The 13,078-nt window shown below is 48.7% G+C and carries 6 protein-coding genes and 1 pseudogene; all 7 read left to right on the top strand.

Features of this window, described 5'->3' with window-relative positions:
• Window positions 1-980, top strand: a pseudogene (locus ACTHMC_RS24830) (SusC/RagA family TonB-linked outer membrane protein); the annotation flags it as partial.
• A 20-nt stretch (window positions 981-1,000) separates the two neighbouring features.
• Window positions 1,001-2,647, top strand: a complete 1,647-nt coding sequence (locus tag ACTHMC_RS24825) for a RagB/SusD family nutrient uptake outer membrane protein (RefSeq protein ID WP_440417399.1) — start codon at window positions 1,001-1,003, stop codon at window positions 2,645-2,647.
• A gap of 30 nt (window positions 2,648-2,677) precedes the next feature.
• Window positions 2,678-3,571 carry a DUF5017 domain-containing protein gene (locus ACTHMC_RS24820; RefSeq protein ID WP_440417397.1) on the top strand — a complete coding sequence of 298 codons (894 nt, stop codon included), beginning with the start codon at window positions 2,678-2,680 and terminating at the stop codon, window positions 3,569-3,571.
• Between the two features lie 28 nt (window positions 3,572-3,599).
• Window positions 3,600-5,297, top strand: a complete 1,698-nt coding sequence (locus ACTHMC_RS24815; protein ID WP_440417394.1) for a sodium:solute symporter family protein — start codon at window positions 3,600-3,602, stop codon at window positions 5,295-5,297.
• A gap of 8 nt (window positions 5,298-5,305) precedes the next feature.
• Entirely contained in the window at window positions 5,306-7,918 is a 2,613-nt protein-coding gene (locus ACTHMC_RS24810) for a glycerophosphoryl diester phosphodiesterase (RefSeq protein ID WP_440417392.1), read from the top strand.
• Between the two features lie 34 nt (window positions 7,919-7,952).
• Window positions 7,953-11,354 (top strand): hypothetical protein, encoded by a 3,402-nt coding sequence (locus ACTHMC_RS24805; protein WP_440417391.1) that lies wholly within the window; start codon window positions 7,953-7,955, stop codon window positions 11,352-11,354.
• A gap of 62 nt (window positions 11,355-11,416) precedes the next feature.
• Window positions 11,417-12,823, top strand: coding sequence for an SGNH/GDSL hydrolase family protein (locus ACTHMC_RS24800; protein ID WP_440417390.1), 1,407 nt, complete (start codon window positions 11,417-11,419; stop codon window positions 12,821-12,823).
• Window positions 12,824-13,078: the final 255 nt, after the last annotated feature.

The raw sequence follows: 13,078 nt of genomic DNA, 5'->3' as shown, positions 1-13,078 counted from the left end.
ATCTGCTGCTGCTCGCCAACCTCGCAGCAAGCACCGGTTACCTCACTGGTTACAAGAATATCGGTAAAGTGTCAAACTCTGGTCTGGAGTTCACCCTGAACACGGTGAACATCGATAATAAAAATTTCACCTGGAGCACCAACTTCAATATCGCCTTCAACCGCAATAAGATCCTTGAACTGAACTACGATCAACCCAGCATCACTACACGCGTTCAGGGATGGAATGATAACTTCAACAATGGTCTTCCTTATATGGCCAAGCCCGGTATGCCAGTGGCTATGTACCTCGGCTTTATCAACGACGGATTGTACCAGATCGAAGATTTCAATGTACTTCCCAATGGTACTTATCAGTTGAAAGAAAATGTGGTGAACAACGGTCAGGACAGATCAGCCATCAAACCTGGTTTTGTAAAATATAAAGATATCAATGGTGATGGAGTGGTGGATGCAAACGACCAGACCATTATCGGTAACCCGATGCCGAAGCATATTGGTGGTTTCACCAATAATTTCAGGTATCACAATTTCGATCTGAGCGTATTCTTCCAGTGGTCATATGGCAATGATGTGCTGAACGCCAACCGCCTGGTGTTTGAAGGCATGGAAGGAAGGCCTTTCCTGAACCAGTTCAAGTCGATGGAAAACAGGTGGAGACCCGATAATCCGAATGCTGACCTGCCCGTTGCCGGCGTAACCAGTCCCAACGTTTACAGCAGCCGTGTGATTGAAGATGGTTCTTTCCTGCGACTGAAAACAGTGGCACTCGGATACACCCTTCCTGCCAACGTGCTGAAGCGGATCAGGATCAAGAGCATACGCGTGTTTGGCGCTGCACAGAACCTGGTTACCTGGACCAACTACACAGGAGTGGATCCGGAAGTTTCTGTAAGGAACTCTCCGCTCACGCCAAGCTTCGACTGGTCAGCCTATCCCAAAGCCAGAACAATGACACTGGGTGTAAACGTAACTTTCTAACGATTTAAATTGCTTCGAATATGACCGCGCAACCTGCAATTACAAGCATCAACCGCAAACCGGTCTCCGGTTTCAGGCAGGCAATCACTGCAGGCAGCCTCTTGCTCACAACTTTCACAATTGTGCTGCTGTTCGGCTCCTGTAACAAATTCCTCGATACCAAACCGGTGGATTCCATCACCCCGGAAACCTATTACAAAACACAGAGTGATCTTGACAGAGCACTCTCTGCAGTATACGATCGCCTGGGCGACCGCCGTACTTACGGATCTGCCCTCTATGGATTCCTCGCTTTCAGCGATGAGTTCTATCTCAAGAATCAGCCCACAGGATATATGTCCAACACGCTGGACGCAAGCATGCTGGAGCTCAACCGTTGTTGGGAAGCGCTCTATGTTGGCATCGAACGAGCCAATATGCTGCTGGATTATATCGGTGGCGCAGAAGTACCGGACAGTGCAAAGAATGAAATAAAAGGACAGGCGCTCTTCCTGCGGGGCTTCTACTATTTTGTACTCGCCGATAACTGGGGCGCTGTTCCACTCAAACTGACCAGCACCAAATCACCCCTGGAACCGAATATCACCCGTACACCACTGGCCGAAGTGTATGCGCAGATTGTGAAGGATATGAAAGAAGCTGAAGGCCTGGTGAAAGATATCACTGCATACGGCTACAGTGGACGCATTACAAAATCTGCTGTGCAGGGTGTGCTCGCGAGAGTGTTCCTCACCATGGCAGGGGAGCCGCTGAAAGATGAATCCAAATATGCTGAAGCGAAAACCTACGCGCAGAAAGTGATCGACTCAAAGATACATGCACTGAACCCCAGCTTCTCTCAGATCTTCATCAACCTTAGCCAGGACAAATATGATATCAAAGAGAGCATCTGGGAAGTAGAGTATTTCGGAAACAACCAGGGCGTTGTTCGTGAAGGAGGCTATGTAGGTTCATGGATGGGCATTTTCTGTCCGAACCTGGATACCGGTTTCGCCTATGATCACGTGCATGTCACTGCCAAAGTGTATAACAGCTATGAGGCGAATGACCGTCGCCGCGACTGGACCGTAGCGCCTTACCGCTTTGCCGTGGTGAGTGGCAGCAGCCCGAGAGCGGTGGTGAAAAGAACTGACTGGACGAGTACCCAGATCTATGAGCGCAGTGTAGGAAAATACAGAAGGGAATATGAAGTGACCACACCAAAGGACCAGGATTTCACCAATATCAATTTCCCCATGCTCAGGTACGCTGATGTGCTGCTGATGTATGCAGAAGCGGAGAGCCATATCGGCGGCGCTACAGCTACTGCTATCGAATATGTGAACCAGGTGAGAAGAAGAGGGTTTGGCAAACCTGTTGAAACAGCTGATACTGATATAGACATCCCGCTGGGCATTGCCACACAGGATTTTCAGGAAGCCATCAAACTGGAGCGCCTGCGCGAACTGAGTTATGAAGGATTGCGCAAACATGATCTGATCCGCTGGGGGATCTACGTAACCACCATGCAACAGCAGGTGAGCACTTACCAGACCAGCATGCCATCCAATTTATCCGATGCCGCCATCAAACAGGCGCAAAGGGTAACTGCCAGGAGCATATTGTTCCCCATACCCAATACAGAAATTGCCGTGAATCCATATGTTTCACAAAACCCCGGTTGGTAAACCCTATTCAGTAATTCCAACAACAAGCTCATGAACAAAATTCTTTATTATAGTATCATAACGTTACTGCTTGCATCCTGCTCCAAAAGGGATGAAGTAGGTACACCTGATTTTGAAGTCACAGCCAATGGCTCTACCTTTAAAATGGGTGATTCCATTATTTTCAATTTCAAAGGAAATCCCCAGAATATTGTGTTCTGGCCCGGTACTGCCGGTCGTGTTTACGAATACAGGAACAGAACATTCAGCACGGGCAATAAGCTGATGATGCGGTTCACAACGTTCCAGTCATGGGGGCCGAAGAACAACTTCCAGGTACTGGTATCCAGTAATTTCAAAGGAGTTTACGATGCAGCAGGTATCAATGGAGCCACCTGGACTGATATTACAGACAGGGTTACGCTTTCTCAGGGATTGGACAATGTGCCTTCCGGTACAGTGGATCTCTCTGAATTTACAACAGATAACAGATCGGCCACCATTGCATTCAGGTATCTGAACACTACGCTCCAGGCTCAGCAGAACCGTTGGGTGGTACGTACATTCAATATGGAAAACGTGGAGCCTGATGGCACCACTACACTGCTGGCCAATATGGCTTCCGGTGCATGGAAGGCTGTGAGCATGGAAACTCCAACTGGTACCTCATGGGTGATCACCAGCGCGCAGCTCCTGATGGTGGGCTCACCCACGGCCATGGATGAGGATTGGGTGCTTTCCAAAACATTCAATCCCAATATCGCCACTCCGGATAAAGGCATTCCCATCAAGAATATCACAACCAACCTTACACGTTATGTAGCGGCCCTTGACCTGTACAATAAGCCTGGTACTTACAAAGTGATCTTTGAAGCATCCAACGCTTCTTATGAGAATGTTCCGGAACGCACAGTGAAGGAAATCACTATCACTATTACGCCTTAAGTCAAGAGCAGTATATTCCGATTACACTATGAGCACTGCAATAGATACCGCCGTCATAATCGTATTCTCAGTATTCATCATGATGATCGGGTTCCTGTTTGCCCGTACCGGCAGGAACCTGAAATCTTTTTTTGCCGGCGGTGAAGCAGTACCCTGGACCATCGGTGGCCTCTCGCTCTTCATGAGCTTTTTCTCGGCAGGCACTTTCGTGGCCTGGGGATCGATTGCCTACCAGCATGGCTGGGTGGCAATTACCATTCAGTGGACCATGTGTATCGGCGGCCTGGTAACTGGTCTGTACCTGGCGCCAAGATGGAAAGCCACCGGCAATCTCACCGCTGCGGAGTTCATCCGCGAAAGGCTGGGAGTGGATGTACAGAAAAGTTATATCTACATCTTCATGCTGGTGTCCCTGTTCATCAAAGGCTCCGTATTGTATTCTGTGGCAAAGCTCGTAGGATCCTCACTGGGCTTTCCTTTGCTTCCAACTACTATTGTACTGGGGCTCTTCATGATCGCGTACACCGCGGTGGGAGGGCTCTGGGCCGTAATGGTAACGGACATTTTACAGTTTGTGATCCTCACAGCAGCTATCCTCATCATCATGCCGCTGGCATTTAATGCAGCAGGTGGTGTAGAGAAGTTTCTGGAAGTGGCTCCTGAAAGATTCTTCAATGTGGTGAACGGAGAATTCACATGGGGGTTCATTATAGCATTTGCATTGTATCATATTTTTTATATCGGGGGTAACTGGACTTTCGTGCAACGCTATACCAGCGTGGACACGCCAAAGTCGGCTTCCAAAGTGGCCTACCTGTTTGCAGGACTGTATATCATCAGTCCGATTTTGTGGATGCTGCCGCCAATGGTGTACAAGACCATCAACCCTTCACTGGTGGGACTGGATACGGAGAACGCCTATCTGATGATCTGCAAGCATGTGTTGCCGGCGGGTTTGATGGGGCTGATCCTGACCGGAATGTATTTCTCCACTTCCGCCTCCGCCAACACGGCGCTGAATGTGGTGTCGGCGGTGTTCACCAATGATATTTACAAAGGCAGTATCAATCCGAAAGCATCGGACCGGAAACTCATGCGTGTGGCAAGGATCTCTTCCTGGTTGTTCGGACTTGGAATGATCGGTATTGCTCTCATTGTTCCCTATATCGGAGGTATTGTGGAATTCACATTGAGCATCGGCGCCATTACCGGTGGCCCTTTGCTGGCGCCTCCTATCTGGGCATTGTTTTCCAAAAAGCTGACGGGCAGGGCAACCCTGGTGATTACCCTGGTGAGCCTGGGAGTGAACCTGGTTTTTAAAATGCTGCTTCCGCTCAGTATGGGCTTCAAACTGAGCCGCAGTAATGAGATGTTGCTCGGTGTGGGATTGCCATTCCTGATGCTGGCCATTTATGAATGGGTGATCAGTAAAAAACAAAACAGTCCTGAATACAATGCCTTCCAGGTAAGTAAAGCGAAGCGTAAGGAGTCTGCCTTGCAGATGAACGAAGAGGAAGCATTCGAGATCAAAAAGCAGAACAGGTTCGGTCTGCGTGTGATTGCCTTTGCACTGGCCTTTATTGCCGTGCTGATGTTTGTACTGAGCTTGCTCACTACTGCAGGGTCCGCCATGGTAGCGGGTATTGCCGTACTGATCCTGCTGAGCGCCATCATACCCTTTATGGCTTCCCGCAAAGTGAAGCTGGAACCTGAGACCGTACATTAAATTCACAGATGATGCTGATCCGTAACATATATATTGCAGCAGTGAGTGCAGCGATGCTTTTTACAGCAACTGCAAATGCACAGCAGGCTGCCGGTACAAAAGCAAAGCTGAGCTCGTCTTCGCTTCAGCTGCAATGGAACAAAACCGGCAATGGATGGCAGCTGCAGCAACTGATGCTGAAACAAAATGGTAAATGGACTTCCCTGCCCGGCGTAAGCGGTGAATACATGTTCCTCTATTCCGCATCGAAGCCGGATACTGTTCCCGCCAAAGTATATGACGAAAAAGGAAATCTCATTGATATTCCCGAACCGCAGTATCGTTACATCCTTCCGCCATGGAAGCATACCTTATTGCCTGCGGCACTGAATACAGCCGGTGAGGCTATCCGCTTCTATCCGTCAGGTGTACAAAAAAATACCAATGGATTGCTGTTCACACAGGAGCTTGATAAAGCATCTGTATCAGCTACCTGGCGCATGGACCCGGGATACGAAGGAGATGTTCTGGTTGAGCTGGTATTGACTGCCAAACAGGATGGTTACTTTTCTCTTTCATCTCCATCACTGGCTGTTGTTGAAAAGAAGGACCTGGGCTGGGCTATGGTACCCGGTCATTTCCAGGGAAATTCCATTGAAAAGAGTTTAGTGAAAGCATATGGATATGGTCAGGGTATCCCCGCATTGCCGGTGGTTACCCGCGAGCGCACCGCATCTACCTTATCCCCACTCGTGAGCAACAAAAGCGGAGTGACCATGGCCGTTATACCGGCTCCAGGTACCAGTCGTGATCCCTGGGAATCCGACCACAGCACTCAGAATGACTGGCAGCTGGGTTTGTCTGTGATGAACAGGGATGCGCAACTGACGCCCGTGGCCTGGCACCCGATCCTGGGTGAAAAAGGCTCCTGGCTGAAGCAGGGAGAGAAGGTGATTTTTTCTTTCCGTTATACTATACGCGCCGCCAACTGGTTTTCTGTTTACAAACATGCAGCCAGTGATATTTACAGGCTCAAAGATTTTCTGGCGCTCAAACAAACAAAACAATCCCTGACCAGCCGCATTCAGAACATGCATCAGTATGTGATAGACGACAGTACCTCTAAATGGAGAACGGAAGAATATCGCGGATTAAAGATAGGAGCACAGGATTACCGGGGTGGTGTTTACGGAGGAGATGGGCAGGCCATCAAGAATGCGGACTACGGCGCCATGTGGATGCTGGCCCGCATCACCAATGACACTGTACTGAAAACAACCAGGTTGCCTTACGCCAGGAATTTCAAGCTGACGCAGCAGGATACGGCGGCAGGCTTCTTTTATGGTTCGGCTGCAGGACAATATTACCTGCCAACAAAAAAGAAATTTACAGAAGAGTGGGGACCTTATGTGGAACCCATCGGCACTACTTATTATGTATTGATGGATGCAGGAAATATCCTGTTGTTCAACCCGGCCGATTCCGCCATGCGTAATGAAGTGCGCATGGCAGCTGACAGGCTGCTCAACTGGATGAGCCCGGAAGGTAAATGGGTGGTAGCGTATGATCATGCCACACAAAAACCGATGTTCACGGATATTGAAGATCTGCGCCCGACATTCTATGGTCTTTTGATCGCTTACAAATTACTGGGAGATAAAAAGTATTTGACTGCCGCCATCAAAGGGGCACAATGGTATATCACCAATGCAGTGAACAAAGGCCACTTCACCGGTGTGTGTGGCGATACCCGCTTTGCACCTGATTTTGCAACAGGTCAGAGCGCACAGGCATTGCTGGACCTGTATGATATCACCAAAGATCCAAAGCACCTGCAGGCCGCTATCACTACCGCTAAATTGTACACCACTTCTGTTTACACGCATCCCATCCCTACCAAAGCTCCTAAAACAGTGCGTGGTGTAAGTCGCGAGGATTGGGAGATCAGCCAGGTGGGGCTGAGCTTTGAACATGGTGGCAGTTTCGGTTCTGCTACTTTGCGCGGACCGATCTTACTGGCAAGTCATGCCGGTATGTTCGTGCGGATGTTTGCGCTCACAAAAGATTCTCTCTTCCTGAACATGGCCCGCACTGCGGCCTTGGGCCGTGATGCTTTTGTGGATTCCAGTACCAGCGTTGCCAGTTATTACTGGGATGTGATGAACAGGGGAGCAGGCCCTTATCCGCACCATGCCTGGTGGCAGATAGGATGGATCACGGATTACCTGTTGTCTGAGGCATCACTTCGCTCCAGTCAACAGATCAGTTTTCCGAGGGGATGGATAACGCCCAAAGTAGGACCTCATCAGAGTTATGGATTCAAACCGGGATCGGTCTACGGACAATCTGCCGATCTCCTGTTGAAAATGGGCATGCTGAAGACAGAAAGCCCATACCTGGATTATTTCGGAGCCATCAATAAAGAGAAAAAGAAATTATTCCTGCTATTGCTCAATAACGATGATGAAGTGCTGAACACAACTGTAGCGATCGACTACAGTAAGATCATTGACAATAGTACTGTAAATCCTGCAGCCGTGCACCTGATTGCAGACGGTAGGAAAACCCGGCTTTCAGCCGGCAATAATTGGTCATTATCGATCCCTGCCTATGGAATCCGTGTGGTAGAGATCAGTTACTGATAACCCCTGTGTAAACACCCTATAAAATTAGATTATGTACAAGCTCTCCGGTTTGTTCCTTTCCTGTTGCATGCTGACTTCCGTTCTGACGAAGGCTCAGCAGCAAACTCATTTGGTTGAAGCGGAAGATTTCCAGTTCAAAGGAGGATGGGTGGTAGAACGTGAGGGCGGAAAAGGATATTTCAATAACGGGATCCTTCGCGTGATGTCCGGCAAAACAAAAGCGGTGGATGCATTGACTGTTGTTGCAATTAAACAAGCTGCTACTTACCAGGTATGGGTCCGTGCAGCTGATTATCCTAATGACAGGCCCGGCACCCGCCTCTTCAGTCTGCAGGTGAATGATCAGCCGATGACACAGGAAGCAGGCAAACACGGAAAGCCGGGGTTTTACTGGGAAAAGATCGGAACAGCAAAACTGCCCGCTGGTAATGCTGTGCTGAGACTGAATGATAGTCGTGGTAACTTCGGCCGCTGCGACGCTATTCTGTTGACTGACAACGATGGTTTTGATCCCAATACACAGGCTCTTGCTGCATTGGTTCCCTTAAGGATCAAGCCTGTTTCAGTAAAGCCAACGCCGGTGGAATTTCCCAATCTTTCCAAAGCCATGGCCAATGGAGCCAGGCCACCGGTTGCCATGATCCAGAACGATCAGCTGCGTATGCGTTTCATGCAGGCTTCCGGCAGTGAAGAAAAAAGACTGGTTGCTAAAACCGATATCAGGATGCAGGGAAAATGGGCCAGTCTTGATCCAAAACGTGAAGACCATAAAGTATATATCATCCGTTCAGATAATCCGCAACTCGGTTTCGGTAATTTCTTTCCCTCCTGGAACGGTTCTGTGGGATTGACCTCTTTCGAGAACAACGGCAGGAAATACTCCATCCTGGAAACAGATATCATTCTCAATCCATTCTTTGCAGGCAAGGTGAGCGAAGCCATACCAATAGATGCAAAACAACTGAATGATAACAGCATCGAAGTAACGTATACAGTAGCCGGAGAACAGTTGCTGAAAGGTATCTGGACTTTAACCCCGGGTGCAAAGCATATGGAACTGAGCCTTCGGTTCAGGCCAAATATCGATGGGTATTACAGTATGGGTGTTGCTGCCTTTCAGAGCATCGCGCCAGACAGCGCCACCAATATCCTGCTGCCTCCGATGTTCCAGTACCAGCGCTTGTCTCCTCAGCCCGTGATGCTGCCATCCGGCATGATGCCGCAACCCGTGAGCATAGCGGAGATGAGAACAGAGCTGGGATTGTTCAGCACGTTCACCAGTGCGCTGGCGCGCAGCTTTAAGTCGGACGACTGGGGAAGTGCCAACAGTCCGATGGGTTTTTCCATTAAGAATGAAGCCAACAGGGTACAGCCGGTTGCTTTTGCACCCGTGCTCGGATTGCCGGATTCAAAACTTACTGCCGGTGAAACCATTCAGAGAGAATTTGCTGTAGGTGCCTTCACAACCGGATGGAACGATGTGCTGGCCTATGTTTCGGACAGTATCTATAAAGTAACCGATTATCGGGAACAGGTAAATACTTCACTGACCGATGCGGCCTTCAATATCGTGGAGCTGATGAAGAATGATGTTTCCGGTGGATGGGACCCCGCACTGAAGGGATTCTATGATATCGAAGCGAATCCTGCAGTAGTGCCAACCGTGGTGCATTCCTCTCCGCTTACGATGGTATCTGTGGCTGTGATGAGCCGCGATGAAGACTTTTATATCAAACGCGCATTACCAACTATTGAATACACTTTGTCACGCAGCGGTTTCCGCTGGGCCAAAGCGGTGTCTGGAACGCCTTTCAACAGTGATAAGAAATCTTTGCAGCTGAGCCCGTTCGGCTCGCAGTTTACAACAAACTATTATGAAGGGCTGAACCTGTTGCTGGGTGAATCCAATCCCTGGCTGAAAGAAATTGCATTGCCTGGTGGAAATATCCGTCCGGCTAAAGGCTACTCAGTGGAAGTGCCGGTTTATACGCAGCAGCTTGCTGCGTACAGGCTTACAGGCGATAAGCAATGGCTGACAAAGGCTATGGCAAGTGCTGACGAATTCATCGCATTGCAGGTGAATGGGCATATCACCAAACCATTATCAAGAGAGCCATTTTACAATACTTCTTTTTATGCTTACTGGTGGGATCTGATAGATCTCTACGAAGCCACTAAAGAAAAGCGGTTCCTGGATGCTGCTGAATATTCAGCGTATCATACAGTGGCGGGTATCAGATCTTATCCGCAGGTGAAGGATTCAATGCAGACCATTCATCCGGGTAATCATTTTGAAGGCAATATCACATTGTGGTGGAAGGGCGATAAGAAATACCGCCTTGGTTTTCCCCGTGTAAAGGGTGATGCGCCGGAGAAGCAGGTGCCGCAGTGGCTGGTATCGCCTACAGGGCTTGGGTTTGAGCAACCCTTCACTTATTTCGATGCAGGTAAGATAGTAAGGCCTGTATTCATGAGCAGCTGGGCGCCACATCTGTTGAGGCTTAACCAGTACAGTCAGAAGAAGATCTTCCTGACCTATGCACGCAATGCAGTGATCGGCAGGTTCACCAACTATCCGGGCTACTATGGTTCAGGTTTTACGGATATCCCGATGCAGCCTGATTTTCCTTACAAAGGGCCTGATGTGAGCTCCATCTATTATCACCATATTCCTCCGCATTTAAGTTTTACCCTTGATTATATCATTACGGAAGCTATCAGGAAGTCAAATGGGAAAGTGAATTTCCCTTATGGTAAGCAGGATGGTTTTGTGTGGTTCAACAACCGCATATTCGGTGGTGGCAAGGGAACTGTTTTTGGAGACAAGAATGTCAGTCTCTGGATGAAGCAGGGATTGGTGAAAATCGATAAGCCTGAACTGAATTATGTAACAGCCACTTCAAATGACAAATTCTGGATGCTGTTGCTGAATGAATCCGATGCTGACCAATTAGCAAATGTATCTGTGGGCGCTGAAGTACCGGTAGCAGATGCAGCTGCTGTTACTATTAATAATATTGAAGGAAGCAAACAATCCAAAGCAGCATTGAGCAACAGGAAACTGACAGTTTCAGTTCCGGCCAAAGGCATGCTGGCGGTATCCGTTCCATTGACAACAGCAGCCAAACCTGCAAAGCACACCGCGGTTAAAAATGGAATGAAGGTGATCGACCTGGGAGCTGAGTGGGGTAAGTGTTATGTGTTCCGGATCCGTTCACCGTTCGGATGGGATTCCATTTATGGATACCTGGAATCCGCACCCGTAACAGGCGCAAGCATTAGGGTTAGCCTGAACGGAGAGAATATAATGAAGAACGAATATCCCTACGAGTGGAGTGTTTATAAACTTCCAACTGACAAACCGTTAAAAGGCGAGTTGCAGGTTACAGGCGCTGATGGAAAAGTAACAAAAGCCAGTATAGAGTTTGAATAAAGGTCAGTTGCATTTACTCGGGGACGCGAGCGACCCGGCACTGCGAAAGAAAGAGAAACAACATGCGTACATATCACTTCATATTGATGCTTTTGTTGATCCCTGCGGCAGCTTGCGCGCAGACCAGCAAATCCGATGCGGACAGGGATAAACTGATCGCTGCATCTCAATCCGGCGCATCAGCCCTCTTTTTTGATCCGGCCACCAAAGATGCGAAGGTGATCAAACCGATGGACTTTGATAATGCCAAAGAATGTAAGCAGCGGGATGGCCTTCCCAATTTCTTTGCCAAAGCAAAAGCAAAGAAACCGGTAACGATTGGCTATATCGGTGGAAGTATCACGCAGTCAGTCCACGGTTACCGTGCCAGTTCTGCCAGGTATATCCAATCTATGTTTCCAAAAGTTGCTATGAAAGCTATCAATGCAGGCGTATCAGGCACCGGCACCGATCTGGGAGCTTGCCGATTACACGAACAACTGCTGCAATATCATCCTGATCTGATCTTCATTGAGTTTGCCGTGAATGGCGCTTACCGGGATGGGCTGGAAGGTATGATCAGGCAGATCAGGCAGTTTGATCCTGCCATTGATATTGCGCTGCTGTATACTTTATTCAACGGGCAGTCGGCGATCTATGCCGCTGGAAAGGTCCCTGAGAATATCGCAGGCTTTGAAGCCATTGCGGACCATTACAAAATACCATCGATCCATATGGGGATGCAGCCTGCCATGCTTGAACAGGAAGCAAAGCTGGTCTGGAAATCCGACAGCAAATCCATTCCCGGCAAGATCGTTTTCTCCAATGATGGGATCCATCCATTGACGGAAGGCGGTGATCTCTATGCGGGTGCTATTGCGCGCAGCTTTGAAGCCATGAAAGCAAAAGCCACCGTTCAAAAACATGAATTACCTGTTGCCCTGATTGCGGATAACTGGGAAGATGCCCGCATGTATGCACCGGAAGCTGTGGCTGCATTCAGCAACGGCTGGGAGAAGATCGATCCTGCTGATCAGACCTCTTTCAAACAATTCAAAGGCTGGTTCCCATATATCATGAAAGCCACAGAACCCGGTTCCAGCTTTACTTTCAGGTTCAATGGAAATATGTTCGGCCTGTTTGATATCGGTGGCCCCGAAGCAGGACAACTCAGTATTGAAGTGGACGGGAAACCTGTACATTTATCAGCTGTAAAGCCAGGTACCCGCGTGTCAACCGTCACTGAAGAAGGCACACCTTTGCTGAACCGCTTCAATAATTTCTGCAACAACCGCTACCGTGGCCAGTTTGACTGCATCAAACTAATACCGGGTGAACATACCGTAACCATTACCATCTCCCCGGAGAAAGCAGATAAACGCGCTATTCTCGGAGATAAACAACTGACAGATATCGATGCCAACCCTGAGCGGTACAACCAGACCGCCATCTGGCTGGGTAAAATATTGATGAATGGAAAACCCCTCTGATTCAATCTGCCAACCCTGTGAAATTTGGGAACATTCCCATGACTTGGGAATGTTCCCAACCCAATTTTGTTGTTTGGGTGTTTCGCTCAAACTATTGCCCTGACTAAATTTGAAAGCTGATTCTATTATGCGTGTATTGCTTACCATAGTCTTTTTATCCCTGACCAGACTGCTTTGGGCCAATGGTCCTGTACTCTGGCTTACCAGCCCGAATGCAAAACTCTATGCTGCCTTATCGCTCGACAATGGAAAGCT

The organism is Pseudobacter sp. (assembly GCF_051955275.1).
GTDB lineage: Bacteria > Bacteroidota > Bacteroidia > Chitinophagales > Chitinophagaceae > Pseudobacter.
The sequence above is the reverse complement of the archived record's forward strand: the minus strand, read 5'-3'. Positions and strand labels throughout refer to the sequence as shown.